Annotated in this window: 19 protein-coding genes; 11 read left to right on the top strand and 8 right to left on the bottom strand. The window is 61.0% G+C overall.

What is annotated here, in order from left to right; genetic code table 11:
• Positions 1–41: 41 nt before the first annotated feature.
• Genes PSEUDOMOFG3G_RS19435 through PSEUDOMOFG3G_RS19425 form a run of 3 tightly spaced genes read left to right on the top strand, consistent with a single transcriptional unit; the run spans position 42 to position 1,905 of the window.
• Complete coding sequence (locus PSEUDOMOFG3G_RS19435) at positions 42–539, top strand: hypothetical protein (RefSeq protein WP_047227934.1); 498 nt, start codon at positions 42–44, stop codon at positions 537–539.
• A gap of 33 nt (positions 540–572) precedes the next feature.
• Positions 573–1,349: a class II glutamine amidotransferase gene (locus PSEUDOMOFG3G_RS19430; RefSeq protein ID WP_047227933.1), complete on the top strand. Its 777-nt coding sequence runs from the start codon at positions 573–575 to the stop codon at positions 1,347–1,349.
• A 13-nt stretch (positions 1,350–1,362) separates the two neighbouring features.
• Positions 1,363–1,905: a DUF2937 family protein gene (locus PSEUDOMOFG3G_RS19425; RefSeq protein WP_047227932.1), complete on the top strand. Its 543-nt coding sequence runs from the start codon at positions 1,363–1,365 to the stop codon at positions 1,903–1,905.
• 109 nt (positions 1,906–2,014) lie between these two features.
• Here the strand turns inward: PSEUDOMOFG3G_RS19425 and PSEUDOMOFG3G_RS19420 are convergent, their stop codons facing one another.
• The 3 genes from PSEUDOMOFG3G_RS19420 to PSEUDOMOFG3G_RS19410 form a co-directional block, all read right to left on the bottom strand.
• Complete coding sequence (locus tag PSEUDOMOFG3G_RS19420; RefSeq protein WP_076385924.1) at positions 2,015–3,193, bottom strand: VWA domain-containing protein; 1,179 nt, start codon at positions 3,191–3,193, stop codon at positions 2,015–2,017.
• Between the two features lie 36 nt (positions 3,194–3,229).
• A complete protein-coding gene (locus tag PSEUDOMOFG3G_RS19415; protein ID WP_003184225.1) occupies positions 3,230–4,075 on the bottom strand; it encodes a MoxR family ATPase in 846 nt (281 codons plus the stop codon).
• 141 nt (positions 4,076–4,216) lie between these two features.
• Positions 4,217–5,293 (bottom strand): DUF748 domain-containing protein, encoded by a 1,077-nt coding sequence (locus tag PSEUDOMOFG3G_RS19410; RefSeq protein WP_047227930.1) that lies wholly within the window; start codon positions 5,291–5,293, stop codon positions 4,217–4,219.
• 129 nt (positions 5,294–5,422) lie between these two features.
• Here PSEUDOMOFG3G_RS19410 and cysK point away from each other — a divergent pair, with 129 nt between their 5' ends.
• On the top strand, positions 5,423–6,397 hold the full coding sequence (cysK, locus tag PSEUDOMOFG3G_RS19405; protein WP_047227929.1) for a cysteine synthase A: 975 nt from the start codon (positions 5,423–5,425) through the stop codon (positions 6,395–6,397).
• A gap of 169 nt (positions 6,398–6,566) precedes the next feature.
• On the opposite strand, the gene PSEUDOMOFG3G_RS19400 is transcribed toward cysK, so the two are convergent.
• Positions 6,567–7,484, bottom strand: coding sequence for a DMT family transporter (locus tag PSEUDOMOFG3G_RS19400; RefSeq protein WP_076385920.1), 918 nt, complete (start codon positions 7,482–7,484; stop codon positions 6,567–6,569).
• Positions 7,485–7,614: 130 nt separating this feature from the next.
• On the opposite strand from PSEUDOMOFG3G_RS19400, the gene aceK reads away from it, so the two are divergent.
• The 7 genes from aceK (at position 7,615) to PSEUDOMOFG3G_RS19365 (ending at position 18,768) form a co-directional block, all read left to right on the top strand.
• Positions 7,615–9,336, top strand: a complete 1,722-nt coding sequence (gene aceK, locus PSEUDOMOFG3G_RS19395; RefSeq protein WP_139050903.1) for a bifunctional isocitrate dehydrogenase kinase/phosphatase — start codon at positions 7,615–7,617, stop codon at positions 9,334–9,336.
• A 207-nt stretch (positions 9,337–9,543) separates the two neighbouring features.
• Positions 9,544–13,455, top strand: coding sequence for an ATP-dependent RNA helicase HrpA (hrpA, locus tag PSEUDOMOFG3G_RS19390; RefSeq protein ID WP_139050902.1), 3,912 nt, complete (start codon positions 9,544–9,546; stop codon positions 13,453–13,455).
• Between the two features lie 324 nt (positions 13,456–13,779).
• The gene (locus PSEUDOMOFG3G_RS19385; RefSeq protein ID WP_047227926.1) at positions 13,780–14,901 is read left to right on the top strand and encodes a beta-ketoacyl-ACP synthase III; all 1,122 of its coding nucleotides are present in this window, start codon (positions 13,780–13,782) and stop codon (positions 14,899–14,901) included.
• A 163-nt stretch (positions 14,902–15,064) separates the two neighbouring features.
• The gene (locus PSEUDOMOFG3G_RS19380) at positions 15,065–15,676 is read left to right on the top strand and encodes an RNA polymerase sigma factor (protein ID WP_047227925.1); all 612 of its coding nucleotides are present in this window, start codon (positions 15,065–15,067) and stop codon (positions 15,674–15,676) included.
• The gene (locus PSEUDOMOFG3G_RS19375; protein WP_139050901.1) at positions 15,670–15,906 is read left to right on the top strand and encodes an anti-sigma factor; all 237 of its coding nucleotides are present in this window, start codon (positions 15,670–15,672) and stop codon (positions 15,904–15,906) included. Before PSEUDOMOFG3G_RS19380 ends, PSEUDOMOFG3G_RS19375 begins: the two co-directional genes overlap by 7 nt.
• Positions 15,907–16,190: 284 nt before the next feature.
• Entirely contained in the window at positions 16,191–17,501 is a 1,311-nt protein-coding gene (locus PSEUDOMOFG3G_RS19370; protein ID WP_139050900.1) for an OprO/OprP family phosphate-selective porin, read from the top strand.
• Positions 17,502–17,643: 142 nt separating this feature from the next.
• The gene (locus PSEUDOMOFG3G_RS19365) at positions 17,644–18,768 is read left to right on the top strand and encodes a GNAT family N-acetyltransferase (protein WP_139050899.1); all 1,125 of its coding nucleotides are present in this window, start codon (positions 17,644–17,646) and stop codon (positions 18,766–18,768) included.
• A gap of 16 nt (positions 18,769–18,784) precedes the next feature.
• Here the strand turns inward: PSEUDOMOFG3G_RS19365 and aqpZ are convergent, their stop codons facing one another.
• The 4 genes from aqpZ to PSEUDOMOFG3G_RS19345 all read right to left on the bottom strand — a co-directional run bounded on the left by aqpZ (position 18,785) and on the right by PSEUDOMOFG3G_RS19345 (position 23,075).
• Positions 18,785–19,474 carry an aquaporin Z gene (gene aqpZ / locus PSEUDOMOFG3G_RS19360; RefSeq protein WP_047227921.1) on the bottom strand — a complete coding sequence of 230 codons (690 nt, stop codon included), beginning with the start codon at positions 19,472–19,474 and terminating at the stop codon, positions 18,785–18,787.
• Positions 19,475–19,786: 312 nt separating this feature from the next.
• Positions 19,787–21,619 (bottom strand): ABC transporter ATP-binding protein, encoded by a 1,833-nt coding sequence (locus PSEUDOMOFG3G_RS19355; RefSeq protein WP_076385916.1) that lies wholly within the window; start codon positions 21,617–21,619, stop codon positions 19,787–19,789.
• An 84-nt stretch (positions 21,620–21,703) separates the two neighbouring features.
• Positions 21,704–22,267, bottom strand: a complete 564-nt coding sequence (locus PSEUDOMOFG3G_RS19350; RefSeq protein WP_047227919.1) for a peptidylprolyl isomerase — start codon at positions 22,265–22,267, stop codon at positions 21,704–21,706.
• Positions 22,268–22,271: 4 nt separating this feature from the next.
• On the bottom strand, positions 22,272–23,075 hold the full coding sequence (locus tag PSEUDOMOFG3G_RS19345) for an alpha/beta fold hydrolase (protein WP_047227918.1): 804 nt from the start codon (positions 23,073–23,075) through the stop codon (positions 22,272–22,274).
• Position 23,076 lies beyond the last annotated feature (1 nt).

Below are 23,076 nucleotides of genomic sequence, written 5' to 3'. Positions count from 1 at the left end.
CGAAAAGCCGTTACTATAAGCGCCTATTTGCCTGCCTTGCCATGGACACCATGACCGAGAACGACTATCTGATCGCCTGGGGCCTCTATGCCTTCGCCGCCCTGGGCTGCCTGCTGGTATGGATGCGCATGACCCGCTGGATCTGGCGCTGGTTGCGCGAGCCCCTGCGCCTGTTGATGGCGGTGTTGCTGTTCAGCCCCACTATCGTCGACCCCGTGAAGGAACAGGTTGCTCCGGCCCTGGCCATCGTTGCCCTGGACGTGCTGTTCAAGGTCGGCAACAACGCCTGGCGTGCGGTATCCGATCTGTTCATGTACGGCATGATCGTCTTTGGTCTTTATTTGATCTTCGTGCTGATCCGCTTCCCCATCGAGCGTGCAGCCAGCGCTCGCAAGGAAAAAGCCGCTGCCGCCAAAGCCGCCGCCGCTGCCGATGAACTACAGGATGAGCAGCCGTTCGGCGTGGCGGGTGATGACCGTTACGGTCGCCCGCCAGTACCGAGCAACCCTCAGCGTTCGCGCATCGAACCGCGGCTGTAGCCAGGCTTGTCCCATTGAAGCGAGGGTCCGAGCATGTGTGAGTTACTGGGCATGAGCGCCAACGTGCCGACCGATATCGTGTTCAGCTTCACCGGGCTGATGCAGCGTGGCGGCAAGACCGGACCGCACCGGGACGGCTGGGGCATTGCCTTCTATGAAGGTCGTGGCCTGCGCCTGTTCCAGGACCCGGCCGCCAGCAGCGAGTCGGAAGTGGCGAACCTGGTGCAGCGCTATCCCATCAAGAGCGAAGTGGTGATCGGGCACATTCGCCAGGCCAATGTCGGCAAGGTCTGCCTGTCCAACACCCACCCGTTCGTACGTGAGTTGTGGGGCCGCAACTGGTGCTTCGCTCACAATGGCCAACTCGCCGATTTCCAGCCGGGCGCAAGCTTCTATCGTCCGGTGGGCGATACCGACAGCGAGGCGGCGTTCTGCGATTTGCTCAATCGCGTGCGCCAGGCGTTCCCGGAACCGGTGGAGGTGGAGCAACTGTTGCCGTCGTTGATCCAGGCCTGCACCGAATACCGCAGCAAGGGCGTGTTCAATTGCATGCTCAGCGATGGTGACTGGCTGTTCTGCTTTTGCTCGACCAAACTGGTCCAGATCACCCGTCGCGCGCCGTTCGGCCCGGCGCGGCTCAAGGATGTGGACGTGATCGTGGATTTCCACGCCGAAACCACGCCCAATGACGTGGTCACGGTAATTGCCACCGAACCCTTGACTGAAAACGAAACCTGGACCCGCTACGAACCGGGCCAATGGAGCCTGTGGCGGCGCGGCGAATGCGTCAGCCATGGCCAGACCGAATAAGGACTTCACGATTATGTTGCTCAGTTATCTACGGCTGGTGTTGTTCGCGGTAGGCCTGTTGGTGGGGGTGCAGGTGCCCGGTTTCATCAGCGATTACGCCAAGCGGGTCGAGGCGCACCTGATCGAAGCGCAGACAGGACTGAAAGGCTTCCAGGGCACCGCCAACCAGTTTTTCAAGGGCGACATGCAAGCGCTGGTGGCTCACTACCGTGCCAGCGAAGACCCGATCTTTCGCAGTGATGCTGACAGCCTGAACACCTTGCTCGTCCGTCAGCAGGCGTTGGACAAGCAATTCCAGGCAATGCAGGGGCCGTGGTACATCCGTTTGCTGCAAGTGGCACTGGCCGCTGACCCGGAAATTCGCAAGGAAACCTGGAACGGCTACAGCTACCAGATTCTCCTGACCCCCGAAGCGATGATCTGGGGCCTCAGTGGTGCCATGTTGCTGTCGTTTGGCCTGGAGTGCCTGTTCCGCCTGATCGACTGGGTGGTGCTGGGCGGCAGGCGTCTGCGCCAGAGCCGACCGATTGAAGAGCGCGATTTGCGCGGGCTGTAACATCGCTCGGAGGCTGAAAGCATCGCGAGCAGGCTCGCTCCCACATTGGACTCGAGACCCTGTGGGAGCGAGCCTGCTCGCGATGAGGCCCTAAAGGGCAGAAAAAATCTTACTTGGAAAGAAACCGCATCCCTTCTTCCAGCCCTCGCAAGGTCAGCGGGAACATGCGGTCCTCCACCAGTTCGCGCACGATGTTGGTCGACGCGGTGTAGCCCCAGGTGTCCTTCGGGTATGGATTGATCCAGATGAGTTTCTTGTACTTCTCCATGAAGCGCTGCATCCAGACATACCCCGGTTCTTCGTTCCAGTGCTCGACGCTACCGCCGGCCTGGGTGATTTCATACGGGGCCATGGCGGCGTCGCCGATGAAGATCACTTTGTAATCGGCGCCATACTTGTGCAGCAAGTCTTGGGTCGAGGTGCGTTCGGAAGTGCGGCGCAGGTTGTTTTTCCACACTGATTCATAGACGAAGTTGTGGAAGTAGAAGTACTCCAGGTGCTTGAACTCGGTCTTGCAGGCCGAGAACAGTTCTTCGCAGATTTTTACGTGGGCATCCATCGAGCCGCCGATGTCGAACAACAACAGCAACTTGACGGTGTTGCGTCGCTCCGGGCGCATCTGGATATTCAGAAGGCCGGCGTCCCGGGCGGTGTGGTCGATAGTGCCATCGATGTCCAGTTCTTCGGCGGCCCCCTGGCGGGCAAACTTGCGCAGGCGGCGCAGGGCGACCTTGATATTACGGGTGCCCAGTTCCACCTGGTCGTCCAGATTCTTGTACTCGCGCTGGTCCCAGACCTTTACGGCTTTGCCCTGGCGCTTGCCGGCGTCACCGACGCGGATACCTTCGGGGTTGAAACCGCCGGAGCCGAACGGGCTGGTGCCGCCGGTGCCGATCCATTTGTTGCCGCCGGCATGGCGTTCCTTCTGTTCTTCCAGGCGTTTCTTGAACTCCTCGATCAGCTTGTCCAGGCCGCCCAGGGACTGGATCTGCGCCCGCTCTTCGTCGGTCAGCGAGCGCTCGAACTCCTTGCGCAGCCAGTCTTCGGGAATCAGCGCCTGGAGATGATCATCGAGTTTCTCCAGGCCATTGAAGTAGGCGGCGAACGCCCGGTCGAATTTATCGAAATGCCGTTCATCCTTCACCAGGATCGCCCGGGACAGGTAATAGAACTCGTCCATGTCGGCGAAGATCACCCGCTGTTTCAGGGCGTTGATCAGGTCCAGCAGTTCACGCACCGACACCGGCACCTTGGCGGCGCGCATTTCATTGAACAGGTTAAGCAGCATGGCAATCGCCCTCGCTCTTGTTGAAACGAAGAGGGTTCAGCGGGTGCCACGGCGGCTCATGAACGCCAGGCGCTCGAGCAGTTGCACGTCCTGTTCATTCTTGACCAGGGCACCGGCCAGAGGCGGAATGGCCTTGGTTGGGTCGCGCTCGCGCAGCACCGCTTCGCCGATGTTGTCGGCCATCAGCAGCTTGAGCCAGTCCACCAGTTCGGAGGTGGAAGGTTTTTTCTTCAGGCCCGGCACCTTGCGCACGTCGAAGAACACGTCGAGCGCTTCGCTGACCAGGTCTTTCTTGATATCCGGGTAATGCACGTCGACGATTTTCTGCAGGGTGACGCGGTCGGGGAAGGCGATGTAGTGGAAGAAGCAGCGGCGCAGGAAGGCGTCCGGCAGTTCCTTTTCGTTGTTGGAGGTAATGATGATGATCGGCCGCTGTTTGGCCTTGATGGTTTCATCGGTCTCGTAGACGTAGAACTCCATCTTGTCGAGTTCTTGCAGCAGGTCGTTGGGGAATTCAATGTCGGCCTTGTCGATCTCGTCGATCAGCAGAATCACCCGTTCTTCGGACTCGAACGCTTCCCAGAGCTTGCCCTTCTTCAGGTAGTTGCGCACGTCGTGCACCTTGTCCACGCCCAACTGCGAGTCCCGCAGGCGGCTGACCGCATCGTACTCGTAGAGGCCTTGATGGGCCTTGGTGGTGGACTTGATGTGCCAGGTGATCAGGCGCGCGCCGAAGGATTCAGCCAGTTGTTCGGCCAGCATGGTCTTGCCGGTGCCCGGTTCGCCCTTGACCAGCAAGGGACGTTCCAGAGTGATGGCGGCGTTGACGGCCAGCTTCAGGTCATCGGTGGCCACGTAGGCGCTGGTGCCTTCGAACTTCATCTGTAATTTCCTCGAACGTGACGCCGGCCTGACGAGGCGGGGCGCGCGAAATAAATGTCGTGCCCGACTATAACGCGGTGCCCCGCCGACTGTGAACGCAGACGCTGTATTCAGTCTCTGAATGGAGCGTCACATGTTGACTCAGTCGGCCGACGGCGGCGGCTGCTCATACCGGGCATTGAAGGCCTGGACGAAACCGTTGCGCAGGATCTGCAGGAAGGCTTCGAAGGCGCTGATGTCCTGCTGATGGACATTGCCGCTGAGTTCCACCCGGGTGGCAAACTGGTTCTTGCGCTGGTTCTTCAGGGCCGTTTCGCCCGCGCCCACCAAGGCCTCCCAGACCGAACGGAAGATGTTCTTTTTCTCGTTTTCCACATCCTGCTGCCAGTCGAACACGTCAACGTCGCGCAATAGCGGTTTGATGTAGCCGCTGAGCTGGGCGTTCTCGGCTTCTGCCTCCACCACCAGATCGCCATGGCCGGCATTGAAATCGAATTTGCCATAGGCCGCGGCGAAATCGTTGAGGCGCTTGAGTTCGATGTCCCTGGCGCGCAAGCGGAAGTCGAAATCCTCGAAGTCGCTCAACGGGTCGAAGGTCGCCTGCACCTCCAGCGGCGCATGTTCGGCCACCAGGGCCTTGCCCTCGAAACGGGCGTCGCGCTTGCCTTCGGTGTCGACCACGTTGGTCAGGTTATAGAAGCTGGCATTGACGTCGGTAGCCCGCAGGTTCACGGGCGGCTTGGAGTTGAAGTTGCGGAACGTCACCTTACCGTCCCGGATCCGCACTTCGTTGAAGGTAATGGGCAGCAACTTGCTCAGTTGCTCGCGCCAGTTGGTGCCCCGACCGGTCTGGGAGTTCTGCCGGTCGGCTCCGCCGTCGACGAAATTCACTTCGGGACGGACGAACTCCGCCTCGGCCACCACCGCATGGTCGTACCACAGCGAATGCCAGCTGACCGACAAGTCGATCAGTGGCGCCTCGACAAATGGCACAGGAACCTTGCCGTCGACCTTGACGATCTCCAGGCCGTTGATCCGGTAGGCCCCGCGCCAGAGCGCCAGGTCCACATCGGTCACCTGGCCGCGGTAGTCACCCATGTCGGCCAGTTTGTCGTTCAGGTAGTCGCGCACCAGGAACGGCAAGGTGAAATGCAGGGCCACCAGCACCGCAACGATGGCGGCGAAAGTCCACAGTGGCCAGCTGTATCGACGCTTCATTTCAGTCAGTCTCCCGCGTTGTTAAAACATTGACTGTTGTAACAACTGGAACGTTCGGTGCAACTGGACGCCCATGGGCAACAGGCATACCTTTAAGCGCTAAATCCCCGCTGCATTAAGGACCCAGTCATGAGCCGCATATTCGCTGACAACGCCCATTCCATCGGCAATACGCCACTGGTGCAGATCAATCGCATTGCCCCGCGTGGCGTGACCATCCTGGCCAAGATCGAAGGGCGCAACCCAGGTTACTCGGTCAAGTGCCGGATCGGCGCCAGCATGATCTGGGACGCCGAAAGCTCGGGCAAGCTCAAGTCCGGCATGACCATCGTCGAGCCGACTTCCGGCAACACCGGGATCGGTCTGGCGTTCGTAGCCGCCGCCCGCGGCTATAAGCTGATGTTGACCATGCCGGCCTCCATGAGCATCGAGCGGCGCAAGGTACTCAAGGCCTTGGGCGCGGAGCTGGTGCTCACCGATCCGGCCAAGGGCATGAAGGGTGCCATCGAGAAAGCGGCCGAAATCCTCGCCAGCGACCCCGCCAAATACTTCATGCCGCAGCAGTTCGATAACCCGGCCAACCCGGCCATTCATGAAAAAACCACCGGCCCGGAGATCTGGAACGACACCGACGGCGCTGTGGATGTGCTGGTGGCGGGCGTCGGCACCGGCGGGACCATTACCGGGGTTTCGCGATACATCAAGAACACCTGCGGCAAACCGATTCTGTCGGTGGCGGTGGAGCCTGTGGTTTCGCCGGTGATCACCCAGGCGATGGCGGGGGACGAGATCAAGCCCAGCCCCCACAAGATCCAGGGGATCGGTGCCGGTTTCGTGCCGAAAAACCTCGATCTGTCGATCGTCGATCAGGTCGAGCGGGTTACGGATGAGGAGTCCAAGGCCATGGCCCTGCGCCTGATGCAGGAGGAGGGAATCCTGTGCGGCATTTCCTGTGGCGCGGCGATGGCTGTAGCCGTGCGCCTGGCGGAAAAGCCGGAAATGCAAGGCAAGACCATTGTCGTGATCCTGCCGGATTCGGGTGAGCGCTACCTGTCGAGCATGTTGTTCAGTGATCTGTTCACCGAGCAGGAGACTCAGCAGTAATCGTGCCCCCCAGCGACTGGTGAGCGAAGGTTATTGTGGCGAGGGGATTTATCCCCGTTGGACTGCGCAGCAGTCCCCAGAACAGCTCAGTCACCTCGAGGTGTCAGTTATGGGGGGCGCTTCGCAACCCAGCGGGGATAAATCCCCTCGCCACAAGGGTGGGGGATGTTCAGTTGCGCTGGTCTGGGAGCGGCTCCTTGGTCGCGCTCGCCGCTGGTTTCAATACCAGCCACAGCGCCGCCGCAATCAGCACCCCGCCATACAGGTGCGCCATCCCCAACGGCTCATCCAGCAGCAACGCCCCCCATAACACGCCAAACGGCGGGATCAGGAAGGTCACGGTCATGGATTTGACCGGGCCAATGGAACTGAGCAGGCGGAAATAAAGAATGTACGCCAGCGCTGTACACACCAGGCCCAACCCCAGCAGCGACAGCCAGACGCTCCAGCCACCCCAGCTGGCCGGAGGGTGACTGATGACGCTGTAGCCAAACAATGGCAACAGCAACACCGTGGCGCCGAACATGCTGCCCAGGGCCGCGAGACGGCTGTCCAGCCCGCCTTGATGATCAAGCCAGCGGCGGGCAAGGAACCCGGCGAAACCGTAGCAGGTGGTGGCGAGCAGGCAGGAGAGGGCGCCCATCAGCAATTGCAGATCGAAGGCCACCGGCCCCGCGCCGGTCAGGATGCCGACGCCGAACAATCCCAGGAACACACCGCTGACCTTGGTCATGGTGAGTTTTTCGCTGAAGAACAGCGCGCCGATCAACACCCCCATCAAGGGTGTGGTGGCGTTGAAGATTGCCGAGTAACCGGCCGGCAGCACCTGGGCCGCCAGCGAATAAAACGTCGCCGGAATGCCCGAGTTGATCAGGCCCAGCACCATCACGATTTTCAGCTTGCCGCGAAAATTCCAGTCGATACGCATCAACGCCAGGATCACCAGCAAGCCGACAAAAGCGATGGACACGCGAAAAAATGCAGTGGGGATTGTGCCAATGACAGGGGCGATAATGCGCATGAACAGGAAACTGGCTCCCCAGATGGCGGCCAATGACAGCAAACGCAGGATATCAACGGGGTTCACAGCGCATTCCTTCCTTGATCGGGTCGCAAGTGTCGCCTCGCTCAAGACCGATGGCAATGGTTGCGTTGCCGCGCGATTGGCCTCTAAGCTCAGTCGCCAATAACAAGCATGACCCGCCGAGGTTTACCCTATGCCGCAGCCATGGCCCGCCGCCGATATCGCCCGTTCGATCCTCGAAGGCTTTGACGATTACCGTGAGCATTTCCGGCAGATCACCGATGGCGCCCGCGCCCGGTTTGAGCAGGCCCGTTGGCAGGAGGCACAAGAGGCGTCTGCGGCGCGGATCAACTTGTATGAAGAAAAGGTTTTCGAAACCGTCGCCCGCTTGCGCAAGGCTTTCGAAGCCGAGGCGCTGATGGACGTCAGTTGCTGGCCGCTGGTCAAAAGCGCCTACATCAGCCTGATCGACCTGCGTTTCGACGATGAGCTGTCCGAGACCTGGTACAACTCGATCTTCTGCGGGCTGTTCAGCCATGACCTGATCAGCGACGGCACCATGTTCATCCATACCACCCGGCCCAGCCTGCGCCGCGCCCGAGCCGCCCAGACCCGTACCTACAAACCCGAGGGCCAGCTGGACCGGATGCTGGCGGCGATTTTCGCCGATTACCGTTTCAGCGAGGATTACGCCGACTTGCCGGGCGATTTGCAGCGCCTTGAAGCCCAATTGCGGGAGAATCTGCCCGACTGGGTCTGCAAGGACCCGCAACTGACGGTGGAATTGTTTTCGTCGGTGCTCTATCGCAACAAGGGCGCCTACCTGGTGGGCCGGATCTATACGCAGGACGACCAATGGCCGTTGGTGATCCCGCTGCTGCACCGCGAAGGCCGGGGCATCCAGATCGATGCGCTGATTACCGACGAGGCGCAGGTGTCGATCATTTTCTCGTTCACCCGCTCGTACTTCATGGTGGACGTGCCGGTCCCGGCGGAATTCATCGGCTTTCTCAAGCGCATCCTGCCGGGCAAGCACATCGCCGAGCTGTACACCTCCATCGGTTTCTACAAACACGGCAAATCCGAGTTCTACCGCGCGCTGATCAACCATCTGGCGAACACCGACGACCAGTTCATCATGGCCCCTGGTGTACGTGGCATGGTCATGAGCGTATTCACCCTGCCGGGCTTCAACACCGTATTCAAGATCATCAAGGATCGTTTCTCGCCGTCGAAGAACGTCGACCGCGCGACCGTGATCGAAAAGTACCGGCTGGTGAAAAGCGTCGACCGGGTCGGGCGCATGGCCGATACCCAGGAATTCGCCGATTTCCGCTTTCCCCTGAGCAAGTTCGAACCGGCGTGCCTGGAGGAACTGCTGGACGTGGCGCCGTCCACGGTGTCGGTGGAAGGCGACACGGTATTGATTCGTCACTGCTGGACCGAACGGCGCATGACGCCACTGAACCTCTACCTGGAAAACGCCAACCAGGACCAGGTGCGCGAGGCGCTGGAAGACTACGGCCTGGCGATCAAGCAACTGGCGGCGGCCAACATCTTCCCTGGCGACATGCTGCTCAAGAACTTCGGCGTGACCCGCCACGGCCGCGTGGTGTTCTACGACTACGACGAAATCTGCTTTCTCACCGAAGCCAACTTCCGTCACATTCCCCAGCCGCGGACCCCGGAAGACGAAATGGCCTCCGAGCCGTGGTATTCCATCGGGCCGCTGGACGTTTTTCCCGAAGAGTTCCCACCTTTCCTGTTCGCCGACGCGGGGCAACGCAAACTGTTCGATCAACTGCACGGCGAGTTGTACAACGCCGATTACTGGAAGGGCCTGCAAGAGGCGATTCGGGCGGGCAAGGTGATCGACGTGTTCCCCTATCGGCGTAAAGATCTGGACAGCGAATAACCCCGAAGTCAGCGCAAAACCTCTGTGGGAGCGAGCCTGCTCGCGATGGCGGTGGATCAGCCAGCATTAATGTCGACTGACCCACCGCTATCGCGAGCAGGCTCGCTCCCACAAGGGAACAGCGGGCAGGCTGCCATGGGTCGGCGCAGCCTGCGCAAATCTGCGACAATCGGCCCCCTGCACAAACCGACGACCCTTGCGTACCTGATGACTGACCAAGCCCCCGCTATCGACAAGCTGCTGAAAAACCTCGACCACGCCATGCTCGCCGACCGTCACCGGTTGCGGCGTCAGTTGCTCGAGCTGCGCAAGAAACCCGACGAGGCCAAGCTGGCCCAGTGGGTGACGCGCATGCAGGCGTCGTGTGATCAGGTGTTGGCGCGCAAGGCCAGCCTGCCGGTGATTCGTTACGACGACAGCTTGCCGATCGCCGCCAAGCGCGACGAAATCAAGGACGCACTGCTCAAGCACCAGGTGCTGATCATCGCCGGCGAAACCGGCTCGGGCAAAACCACGCAACTGCCGAAAATCTGCCTGGAAATCGGTCGCGGCCAGCACGGTTTGATCGGCCATACCCAGCCGCGCCGGATCGCCGCGCGCAGCGTGGCAAGCCGGGTCGCCGAGGAGCTGGCCACGCCGCTGGGGGCGCTGGTGGGTTACCAGGTGCGGTTCGAAGACCAGAGCGACGCCAACACCCTGATCAAGTTGATGACCGACGGCATCCTGCTAGCCGAAACCCAGAACGACCGTTACCTGGAACGCTACGACACGATCATCGTCGACGAAGCCCACGAGCGCAGCCTGAACATCGATTTTTTGCTCGGCTACCTCAAGACCCTGCTGCCGCGTCGCCCGGACCTCAAAGTCATCATCACCTCGGCGACCATCGACCTGGAGCGTTTTTCCAAGCACTTCGATGACGCGCCGATCGTGGAAGTCTCGGGTCGCACCTTCCCGGTGGACACCTGGTATCGCCCGTTGACCCTGGAGCAGGACGAGGAGGGCAACCGCGTCGAGGACGACTTGACCGTCGACCAGGCGATCCTCGCCACCCTCGATGAAATCGCTGCCTATGAGCGTAGCGAACGCCGCAGCCCCGGTGACGTGCTGGTGTTCCTGCCGGGCGAGCGGGAGATTCGCGACGCGGCGGAAATGCTGCGCAAGGCCCAGCTCAAGCACACCGAAATCCTGCCGTTGTATGCGCGATTGTCACCGGCCGAACAGCAGCGAATCTTCCAGTCCCACCCGGGCCGTCGCGTGGTGCTGGCGACCAACGTCGCTGAAACGTCGCTGACCGTGCCGGGCATCCGCTACGTGATTGACAGCGGCACCGCGCGCATCAGTCGCTACAGCTATCGCGCCAAGGTCCAGCGCCTGCCCATCGAAGCCATTTCCCAAGCCAGCGCCAATCAGCGCAAGGGCCGCTGCGGGCGGGTCGAGCCGGGGATCTGCGTGCGGTTGTACAGCGAGGAGGATTTCCTCGGCCGGCCGGAATTCACCGACCCCGAGATCCTGCGCACCAACCTGGCGGCGGTCATCCTGCAGATGTTGCACCTGCGCCTGGGGGAGATTACCGATTTCCCGTTCATCGAACCGCCGGACGGCAAGGCCATCAGCGACGGCTTCAACTTGCTGCAAGAGCTGTCGGCGGTGGACCGCAACAGTCAGTTGACCCCGCTGGGCCGCCAGTTGGCGCGCTTGCCGGTGGACCCGCGCATGGGCCGTATGCTGCTGGAGGCGGCGAAACTGGGCAGCTTGCAGGAAGTGCTGATCGTCGCCAGCGCCATGTCGATCCAGGACCCGCGCGAGCGTCCACCGGAGCGTCAGCAGGCGGCTGACCAGGCCCACGCCCAGTGGAAAGACCCCGACTCGGACTTCGCCGGGCTGGTCAATCTGTGGCGCGGTTTCGAAGAGCAGCGCCAGGCCCTGACCGCCAGCCCGCTGCGCAACTGGTGCCGCAAGAATTTCCTCAACTACCTGCGCCTGCGCGAGTGGCGCGATTCCCATCGCCAGCTGAGCTTGATCTGTCGGGACATGCAGTTGAGCCTCAATAAAGAGCCGGCCGATTTCCCGAAGCTGCACAAGGCGGTGCTTTCCGGCCTGCTGAGCCAGATCGGCCAGAAAACCGAAGACGGCGACTACCTCGGTGCCCGTCAACGACGGTTCTGGGTTCACCCCTCGTCAGGCTTGGGCAAGAAGCGTCCGCAATGGCTGATGACCGCCGAACTGGTGGAAACCACCAAGCTCTACGCGCGCATGGTGGCCAAGATCGAACCGGACTGGATCGAACCGCTGGCCGGGCACCTGATCAAGAAAAACCACTTCGAACCCCATTGGGAGAAAAAGCGCGGGCAGGTGGTGGCGTATGAGCAGATCACCCTGTTCGGGCTGATCGTGGTCGGTCGCCGGCCGGTGCATTACGGGCCGGTGGACCCGGTGGTGTCGCGGGAACTGTTCATCCGCGAGGCGCTGGTGCGCGGCGAGATCCAGTCCCGGGCCAAGTGCCTGAGTGCCAATACCCAACTGCTGGAGCAACTCGACGAACTGGAAGCCAAGGCCCGCCGTCGCGACATCCTGGCGGACGAGGAAACCCTGTTCGCCTTCTACGATGCGCGCTTGCCGGCCGAGATCCACCAGACCGCGACCTTCGACAGCTGGTACCGGATCAACAGCCAGAAAGACCCGCAACTGCTGATCATGCGCGAAGAAGACGTGCTGGCCCGCGAGGCCAGTGAAGTCACTGCCGCGTACTACCCCGACACGTTGCGCGTCGGTGAGCTGACCTTGCCGCTGAGCTACCATTTCGAACCCAACCATCCCCGCGACGGCGTGACCTTGCGCGTGCCGGCACCGCTGCTGCCCATGTTGCCGCCGGAGCGTCTGGAATGGCTGGTGCCCGGGATGATCGAAGCCAAGTGCATCGCCCTGGTGCGCAACCTGCCCAAGGCCCTGCGCAAAAACTTCGTGCCCGTGCCGGATTTCGTCAAGGCCGCGCTGCAACGCATCACCTTTGCCGAGGGCTCGTTGCCGCAATCCCTGGGCCGCGAGCTACTGCGCATGACCGGCGCGCGGGTTAGCGACGAAGCCTGGACGGAAGCTGCGCAGCAGGTGGAAAGCCATCTGCGCATGAATCTGGAAATCGTCGATGGCCAGGGCAAGTTTCTCGGCGAAGGCCGCGACCTGGCCGAGTTGACGGCACGCTTTGCCGAAGCCAGCCAGGCCGCCTTGGCCGTGCCGCACACGGCGAAAAGCCAGGCGCCGGTGGAAGCGAAAATCTTCGCCCCGGTGGCCGAGAAAACCCAACAGAAGATCGCCGGGCTGTCGATGACGGTGTACCCGGCGCTGGTGGAAGAGGGCGGTGTGGTCAAGGAAGGCCGCTTCCCGACCCCGGCTGAAGCCGAGTTCCAGCACCGTCGCGCCTTGCAGCGGTTGCTGATGCAGCAATTGGCAGAGTCGGCCAAGTTCCTGCGCGGCAAACTGCCCGGGTTGACGGAACTTGGCCTGCTGTACCGCGAACTGGGACGCATCGACAGCCTGGTGGAAGACATCCTGCTGGTCAGTCTCGACAGCTGCGTGCTGGAAGGCGAGGCGAGCCTGCCCCGTGATGGCGCCGCACTGGCATCTCTGGCCGAGCGCAAACGCGGCGGCTGGACCGAACACGCCGAACGCCTGGCGAAGCTGACCCTGGAGATCCTCAAACTCTGGCACGGCCTGCAAAAACGCTTCAAGGGCAAGATCGACCTGGCCCAGGCCGTGGCCCTGAACGACATCAAGCAGCAACTCAGCCATCTGGTGTACCCGGGATTTGTGCGCGAAACCCCGCATCAGTGGCTCAAGGAGCTGCCACGCTACCTCAAGGCCATCGAGCAGCGCTTGGAGAAACTCGGCAGCCAGGTGCAGAAGGACCGGGTCTGGAGCGGTGAACTGTCGAACCTCTGGGTCCAGTACCAGACCCGCGCCAGCAAACACGCCCAGGAAGGCAAGCGCGACCCGCAACTGGAGCTGTACCGCTGGTGGCTGGAAGAGTACCGGGTGTCGCTGTTCGCCCAGCAACTGGGCACCAAGGTGCCGATTTCGGATAAGCGCTTGAGCAAGCAGTGGGGGCAGGTGGAGCCCTGACCCCGGCGCAAGACCTGTGGGAGCGAGCCTGCTCGCGATAGCGGTGGGTCAGTCAACATTGATGCTGGCTGATCCAGCGCTATCGCGAGCAGGCTCGCTCCCACAGGGTTTGGTTTTGTAATTCACTGAGAATGGGCCAAACGCCAGCGTTTATGGCAAACTTCGCGCCTATAAATGCCGGTCCCGTGGTTTTTAGCGTCGATGATCACGGGCGGATCGGAATAAAGCGCTGCCAGGTCTGCTTCCCCTGGATGGGAAAAGACCCCTTGTGTGTTGGTACGTCGGTGCCAACGCTTTCTGCCTGAACAGATCAGAGACACGACCATGCATAACGTCGTCATCAGCGGCACCGGCCTGTACACCCCGGCCAACAGCATCTCCAATGAAGAGCTGGTGCAGTCTTTCAATACCTACGTCGCGCAATTCAACGCCGACAATGCCCAAGCCATCGAGCGGGGGGAAGTCGAGGCGTTGACCGAATCCAGCGCGGCGTTCATCGAAAAAGCCTCCGGCATCAAGAGCCGCTTTGTCATGGACAAGGATGGCATCCTCGACCCGCAACGCATGACCCCGCGCCTGCCCGAGCGCTCCAACGACGAGTGGTCGGTGCTGTGTGAAATGGCTGTCGGCGCGGCGAAACAGGCCCTGGAACGCGCCGGCCGCACCGCCGCCGACATCGATGGCGTGATCGTCGCCTGTTCCAATCTGCAGCGTCCGTACCCGGCCATCGCCATTGAAGTCCAGGAAGCGCTGGGCATCGAAGGTTTTGGTTACGACATCAACGTGGCCTGTTCCTCGGCGACGTTCGGCATCCAGGCCGCGGCCAACAGCGTACAACTGGGCCAGGCCCGGGCGATCCTGATGGTCAACCCTGAGGTGTGCACCGGCCACCTGAATTTCCGCGACCGCGACAGCCACTTCATCTTCGGCGACGCGGCCACCGCGGTGATCATCGAACGGGCGGACCTGGCGACCTCGCCGTATCAGTTCGACGTGGTCAGCACCAAGCTGCTCACCAAATTCTCCAACAACATCCGCAACAACTTCGGCTTCCTCAACCGCGCCGGGGAAGAGGGGATCGGCAGTCGTGACAAGCTGTTTGTCCAGGAAGGTCGTAAAGTCTTCCGCGATGTCTGCCCGATGGTGGCCGAACTGATTGGCGTGCACCTGGAAGAAAATCAGCTGAGCGTCGGTGAAGTGAAGCGTTTCTGGCTGCACCAGGCCAACCTGAGCATGAACCACCTGATCGTGCGCAAGCTGCTGGGTCGCGAAGCCACCGAAGAAGAAGCGCCGGTGATCCTCGACCGCTACGCCAACACCAGCTCGGCGGGTTCGGTGATTGCGTTCCACTCCTACCAGGATGATTTGCCCAGCGGTTCGGTCGCCGTACTCAGCTCGTTCGGCGCCGGCTATTCGATTGGCAGCGTGATTCTGCGTAAGCATTGATCCTCTGGCGGCGACGAATTTTTTGTGGGAGCAAGGTCATGTGGGAGCAAAGCTTGCTCGCGAAACAGGCAGCTCGGTTTATGAAGGACCGCATCGCGGGCAAGCCTTGCTCCCACATCAGCCCCCTCGCCACAGCCGCAATCTATTCAGCAATGGGCGTTGAATGACCGTCACCGACGACACACAACTGCTCCAACGCCTCCTGGCCGGTGAGCAGCAGGCCTTCAAAGAGCTGGTCAGCACCTACCAGAGCCCGATGCGCGCCGTGGCCTACGCCATCGTGGGCAGTCGGCATGCCGATGAAGTGGTGCAGGACGCCTGGTTGTCAGTGGTGCGCAACCTCAATGGCTTCCAGGGCCGCTCCAGTCTCAAGACCTGGCTGCTGACCATCACCGCCAACGCCGCCAAGGGCCGCTACAAGCAGAACCGTCGGGAGGTGTTGCTCGATGATCTGCCGTCGCCCCACGGGACCCTGGGCGATGATCGTTTCGCCGCGGATGGCCATTGGCTGCTGGCACCGTTCGCCTGGCATCAGGACACACCGGAGGCGCTGCTCACGATGAGTGAGCTGCGCGAATGCCTCGAGCACACGCTGCTCAGTCTGTCGCAACTGCAAAGCAGTGTCTTGACCCTGCGCGAACGTCAGGGCCTGGAACTGGAAGACATCTGTAATCTTCTGGACATCTCGCTCTCCAACGTACGTGTGCTGTTGCATCGGGCACGGCTGAAGGTCTTTGCGACCGTGGAACATTTCGAGGAAACCGGCGAATGCTGACCTGCAAGGAACAAGTGGCGCGCTCCAGCGATTTTCTCGACGGCCAACTGAGTTTTCATGAGCGCCTTATGGTGCGCCATCACCTGATGTTCTGTGCCACGTGCCGGCGTTTCATTCGCCAGATGCGCCTGATGCAGGCCACGCTCAGAAAGCTGCCTGAATCGCCGGTTCCCGACCTGGATCAGTTGGCTGAAAAACTCGCGGCCGAGCGCCGTAAAAATATTCGCTGAGTCCCAGACACCCCTACGCCCCTGTGGGAGCGAGCCTGCTCGCGATGGCATTGTTTCATTCGACATCAATGCCGGCTGATTGACCGCTATCGCGAGCAGGCTCGCTCCCACTGGTATTGGTGCATCGGTTATTCCCTTTCGAAGTAAAAAGTTCCCCTGTCATAAAATCTTTATCTGACAGCAACTGCGCTGACACAACCCATCGCCAAGATCCCCTCCAACACCAGCGGGCTCAGTTCCGCGTGTTTTCTAACGGCATAGACTACCAACAGGGGAATTCTTCGATGATCCGTAAGCACTTCGCAGGTGTTGCCGCCAGCGCACTGGCAATGGCAGTAACCGCCCAGGCTTTCGCCGGCACCGTCACCACCGATGGCGCCGATATCGTGGTCAAAACCAAGGGCGGCCTTGAGGTCGCTACCACCGACAAAGAGTTCAGCTTCAAGCTTGGCGGTCGTTTGCAGGCTGACTACAGCCAGTTTGACGGTCTCTACACCGATAATGGCAATTCGGCCGACGCCGCTTACTTTCGTCGCGCTTTCCTGGAACTGTCCGGCGTGCTGTACACGGACTGGGCCTACACCATCAGCTACGACTTCTCGCATAACGCCGGCAGTTCAGACGACGGTTACTTTGACGAAGCGTCCATGGCCTACAACGGCTTCAAGCCGGTCTCGATCAAATTCGGTCGTTTCGACCCGGATTTCGGCCTGGAAAAAGCCACCAGTTCCAAGTGGGTGACCGCGCCGGAGCGTAACGCCGCTTACGATCTGATCGACTGGGCCAACGGCCACCAGAACGGTCTGGGTCTGCAAGCGTCCAGCACCTTCGCCGATTCGTTCTATGCCTCCGCTGGCGTATTCGCCAAGGACAACAACGACACCGACGGCGACAGCGTCAAGCAGGTCAACGGTCGCTTCGTATTCGCGCCGATGCATGACTCCGGCAACGTCCTGCACTTCGGTGTGAACGTCGCCTCCCGTGACGTCTCCGACACCGTATTCGATGCACGTTATCGTTCCCGCCTGGGCATGCGTGGCGTCGAAACGCTGGGTGGCAACGATGCCGGCCCTAACGGCAACCGTCCGTTGCTGGGTGGCGCGAACAACTCGCCGGCCGGTTCGTACGACACCGACACGGCGTTCGGCCTGGAAGCCGCTTTCGCCATGGGGCCTGCGTCGATCCAAGGTGAATACATTTCGCGTAAAACCAAGGCTGACAGCGACGCCTTCGAAGACATCAAAGGTCACGGCTTTTATGTCCAGGGTGCCTACACCCTCACCGGTGAATCCCGCGGCTATAAGATCGGCAAGTTCGACGCGATCAAGCCCGCCAACAAGTCCATCGGCGCCTGGGAAGTGTTCTATCGCTACGACAGCATGACCGTCGAAGACGACAACATCACCACTGCCTCCGCGACCCGTGACGTGGGCGATGCCGAAGCCAAGGTGCACAACCTGGGTGTGAACTGGTACGCCAACGAAGCGGTGAAAATCTCCGCTGCCTACGTCAAGGCCAAGGCCGACAACGTGACCAATGCCAACGGCGACGACGATGGTGACGGTTTTGTCATGCGCGCCCAGTACGTGTTCTAAGTCGTGCTGATTTGATTCAACGCTTCATGTTTCATCCGTTATAGCTCCTTTGAACCCCGCCTCTGGCGGGGTTTTTTTTACGTCCGTCCGCTCAGGATCGGCGATACTCGCCCCATCCGCATTCTGGATATCGGGGAGCCGCATGCCGCTACACGTTCTGGACAGCCTGTCCGCCATCGCGCCGCAAGAGTGGGACGCACTGGTGCCCGTCAATCAACCTTTCCTGCGCCACGCTTTCCTCACGGCCCTGCAAGACAGTGGCAGCCTGGGCCCGCAATCCGGTTGGCAGGCCGAGCATCTGCTGCATATTGAAGACGGGCGTGTGCTGGCGGCTCTGCCCAGTTATCGCAAGTGGCATTCCTACGGCGAATACGTGTTCGATCACGCCTGGGCCGACGCCTGCGCCCGGGCCGGGATCGACTATTACCCCAAGCTGTTGACGGCGGTGCCGTTCAGCCCGGTCAGTGGCCCACGACTGCTGGCGGCAAGTGGGGAAGACGGGTTGGAGTTGCTTGCCAGCCTGCCGGGTTATCTGGAAATCGAATCGCTCTCCAGTGCCCACATCAACTTCACCGATGCCTTTACCGACGCAGCGCTGGCCGGGCAGGAGGGCTGGCTGCAGCGGATTGGTTGCCAGTACCACTGGCGCAATCGCGGTTATCGGGACTTTCAGGATTTTCTCGACGCGCTCAGTTCCCGCAAACGCAAGCAGATGCGCAAGGAACGTGAGCAAGTGGCGGGGCAGGGCATCGATTTCCAATGGCTGGAAGGTCATCAACTGGACCAGGCCCAGTGGGATTTTGTCTACGCCTGTTACGCCAATACTTACGCGGTGCGTCGGCAAGCGCCGTACCTGACCCGGACGTTTTTCAGTCTGCTGGCCGAGCGCATGCCCGAGGCCATTCGCGTGGTGTTGGCCAAGCAAGGTTCACGGCTGGTGGCGATGGCGTTCAGCCTGGTGGGCGGTGACAGTTTTTATGGGCGTTACTGGGGTTGCCTGGCGGAATTCGACCGTTTGCACTTCGAGACCTGTTTTTATCAGGGCATGGATTACGCCATTGCCCACGGCTTGCAGCGTTTCGATGCCGGTGCCCAGGGCGAGCACAAACTGATTCGTGGTTTCGAGCCGGTGATCACCCGTTCCTGGCACTACTTGCGCCATCCTGGCCTGAAGGCGGCGGTTGCAGACTTTCTGGTCCGGGAGCAGGAGGGCGTGTTGGCGTATGCCGAAGAGGCGAAGACCGCACTGCCTTATCGACAGTGCTGATCTTCGCCGGCGTGACTCAGCTGTTTTCCTTGCCCAGCCAGCGGTAAGCAACACCGCCAACGATGGCGCCGAGCAACGGTGCCACCCAGAACAGCCACAATTGCTCGATGGCCCAGCCGCCGACGATCAGTGCCGGACCGGTACTGCGGGCCGGGTTGACGGAGGTGTTGGTGACCGGGATCGAGATCAGGTGAATGAGCGTCAGGGCCAGGCCGATGGCAATCGGTGCCAGGCCGGCTGGCGCACGTTTGTCGGTGGCGCCGAGGATGATCAGAATGAACATTGCCGTCATGACCAGCTCCGTCACAAAGCCGGCCACCATGGAGTACTGACCGGGCGAATGTTCGCCGTAACCGTTCGCTGCCAGGCCGGAAGCGGCCAGGTCGAAGCCTTCCTTGCCGCTGGCGATGAAGTAGATCAACGCGGCGGCGAGCACCCCACCAATGAGCTGGGCAATGATGTAGGCAGGCAGTTCCTTGGCCGGAAACCGCCCGCCCACGTACAAGCCCACCGACACGGCCGGGTTCAGGTGGCAACCTGAGATATGGCCGATGGCGAACGCCATGGTCAACACCGTCAGGCCGAATGCCAGGGCAACCCCCAGCACGCCAATCCCGGAAGCGGCCAATACAGCGCTGCCACAGCCGCCCAACACCAGCCAGAACGTACCCAACAACTCAGTCGTTGATCGTTTGAGTAAAGACATAAGCATCCTTGATAGAACAGTCGTGATAATCGGTTATGCATCCAGCAGAGTTACGACAGGTTCATCTCCAGAACCTGGGCTGAGTACAGCAGAACGTTGCGACAAATCCAGCGGCATTAAAAAACCGCCAGAGTCATGGACTGTGGCGGTTTCGGCCTTGGACGGTGGGGAGTATGCGGTTGCGGTGTGGGTCAAATCGATCCTGGACAGAATTTTTCAGAAAGGTCTTACTGCACTGACCTTGCGGTTTAAACCCGGTCCTGTGGCCAGGAGCAAGCTCCCTCGCCACGGGTTAGGTGGAGCCTGGTTGATTCAATCAATCCCCACAAACCCACCCGTCTGATGCTGCCACAGCCGCGCATACAACCCGCCATGGGCCAGCAGTTCGGCATGGCTGCCGGTCTCGGCGATGCGGCCGTTTTCCAGCACCACCAGCCGGTCCATTCGCGCGATGGTGGAGAGGCGGTGGGCGATGGCGATCACGGTCTTGCCTTGCATCAGGGTCTCGAGGCTTTCCTGGATCGCCGCTTCGACTTCCGAGTCAAGTGCTGACGTCGCTTCGTCCATAATCAGGATCGGCGCATCCTTGAGCAGCACCCGTGCGATGGCAATACGCTGACGCTGGCCGCCGGACAGCTTCACTCCGCGTTCACCCACATGGGCATCAAAACCGCTGCGGCCTTCAGCGTCCGACAGCAGCGGGATGAACTCATCGGCCCGGGCCTTGTGCACCGCCGCCCAGAGTTGCGCATCGGTGGCGTCGGGTTTGCCGTAGAGCAGGTTGTCGCGAATGGAACGGTGCAGCAGCGACGTGTCCTGGGTGATCATGCCGATGCGCTCGCGCAGGCTTTCCTGGCCCACTTCTGCGATGTCCTGCCCGTCGATCAGAATGCGCCCGCCTTGCACGTCATACAGACGCAGCAGCAGGTTCACCAGCGTGGATTTGCCCGCACCGGACGGGCCGATCAGGCCGATCTTTTCCCCCGGCTTGATCACCAGGTTGAGGTCGCCGATCACCCCGCTTTTCTTGCCGTAGTGGAAATCCACATGCTCGAAGCGCACTTCGCCACGGGCCACCGCCAAAGGCTTGGCCTGGTCGCGGTCGGTAACGCTGACTGGCTGGGCGATGGTCTGCAAACCGTCCTGGACCATGCCGATGTTTTCGAAGATGCCATTGACCACCCACATGATCCAGCCGGACATGTTGACGATACGGATCACCAACCCGGTCGCCAGGGCAATCGCGCCCACGCTGATCAGCGACTGGGTCCAGAGCCACAGGGCCAGCGCCGTGGTGCCGACGATCAGCAGCCCGTTCATGCTGGTGATGACCACGTCCATGCTGGTGACCACGCGGCCGGCCAATTGGGCTTTCTCGGTCTGCTCCTGGATGGCTTCGCGGGCGTATTGCTGTTCGAAGTTGGTGTGGGCGAACAGCTTCAGCGTGGTGATGTTGGTGTAGCCGTCGACGATCCGGCCCATGAGTTTGGAGCGGGCATCGGACGATACGACGGAGCGCTCCTTGACCCGCGGCACGAAGTAGCAGAGTGCACCGATGTAGGCGGCGATCCAGATCAGCAGCGGGATCATCAGGCGCCAGTCGGCTTCGGCAAACAGCACCAGTGAGCTGATGGCGTAGATCAGCACGTGCCACAGCGCGTCCACGGCCTGCACCGCTGAGTCGCGCAAGGAGTTGCCGGTCTGCATGATGCGCTGGGCGATGCGTCCGGCGAAGTCGTTCTGGAAAAAGTTCAGGCTCTGCTTGAGCACGTAGCTATGGTTTTGCCAGCGGATCAGGCTGGTCATGCCGGGGCTCAAGGTCTGGTGCACCAGCAGGTCATGCAAGGCCACGAAGATCGGCCGGAAAACCAGCGCCACCACCGCCATCCACGCCAGCTCCAGGCCGTGGAGCTTGAAGAAGTCCACGTTCGGCGTGCCCTGGGTCAGGTCGATGATGCGGCTCAGGTAGCTGAACAGCGCCACCTCGATCAGTGCGCCGATCAGGCCCACCACCAGCAGCACGGCGAAGCTGGGCCAGACTTGTTTCAGATAATAGGTGTAGAAGGGCAGGACGCGGTTCGGTGGTGCCGAGGTAGGGGCGTCGCGGAAAATGTCGATCAGTGTTTCGAAACGGCGATAAACCATGGGTACATAGCCCGGGCCGGGCTCTCCTTTTTTCCTGTGAGCGGCGCGGGATCGCCGCCGCCGCTCAGGCTTGCCCTGTGCTGTTTAGTCGATGCGCTTGGCCGACTTGATGATCACAGGATCGATCGGCACGTTTTGCATGCCTTGTTTGGTGGTGGTCTGGGAGTTGACGATGATGTCCACCACGTCCATGCCCTTGACCACTTTGGCGAACACCGCGTAACCGGCGTCACGGCCCGGGTCGAGGAACGCATTGTCGGCCACGTTGATGAAGAACTGGCTGGTGGCCGAGTTCGGGTTGGAAGTACGCGCCATCGACAAGGTGCCACGAACGTTATGCAGGCCATTGCTGGCTTCGTTCTTGATCGGTGCCTTGGTGTCTTTCTGTTGCATCTGTTGGGTGAAACCGCCGCCCTGGGCCATGAAGCCCGGGATCACGCGGTGGAAAATCGTGTTGTTGTAGAAGCCGCTGTCCACGTACTCAAGGAAGTTCTTGGTACTGATCGGCGCCTTGACCGGATCCAGCTCGATTTCGATCTGACCGTTGGTGGTGTCCAGCAATACGTGGGGCGCCGTGGTCGGCTGTGCGGCCATCAGGTTGGCGGCAAACAGGACGGAGCCGGCGGCGAGGGCGATTTTTTTCAGCATGGGTTCAGTGATCCTGAGTAGTTGAGTCGATTGCGGTCAAAAATTCGAGCAGGGTTTGGTTGAAGCGCTCGGGTTGATCCAGCGGGGTCGCGTGCCGTGAGTCGGCAATGACCACCAGCCGGGCATCGGGCAGCAGTTTCACATAGGCCTCTTTCAAGGCCACGGGGGTGTAGTCGTGGTCGGCGCAAATGACGAGGGTTGGACAGGCCACCTGCGACAGTCGTTCCTGAACCCCCCAACCCACAATGGCATCGAAGCTGGCGAGATAAGCACGTTTGTCGTTTTTTGCCCAGCGCCGGGCCATTTCCAGGCGTAACTCGGTCTGTTGCGGTTTGGGGAACAACTTGGCGCCCAGGGCCTTGCCAATGGTTTCAAGGCTCAGAAGGCGCATCAGGCTCCAGCGCTTGAACCATTGCCAGCAGTCATCAGGCGTGCGGACTTTGACTTGCGGCGCGCTGTTGACGATGCACAGGCTCTTGACCCGCCCTGGCTCATCCACGGCCAGTTGAAAACAAATCATGCCGCCCATGGACCAGCCCACCAGATGCACCGGGCCCAGGTCCAGGTGTTCGAACAGGGCGATCAGGTCGGCGCTGAAACCTTCGATGCTGTAAGGCCCGCGAGGTTTGTCGGAACGTCCATGGCCGCGCACGTCCACTACGATCAAACGGTAGTGGGCGGACAATACCGGGATCTGTTTTTCCCAGTCGCGGGTGCTCGAGCCCAGCCCGTGGACCAGAATCAAGGGCGCGCCGTGGCCATATTCCTCGTAGTGCAGGTTGCAATCTTCGTGGGCGAAATAGGCCATT

This window comes from Pseudomonas sp. FG-3G, from assembly GCF_901007645.1.
GTDB classification, from domain to species: Bacteria; Pseudomonadota; Gammaproteobacteria; order Pseudomonadales; family Pseudomonadaceae; genus Aquipseudomonas; species Aquipseudomonas rhizophila.
The sequence above is the reverse complement of the archived record's forward strand: the minus strand, read 5'-3'. Positions and strand labels throughout refer to the sequence as shown.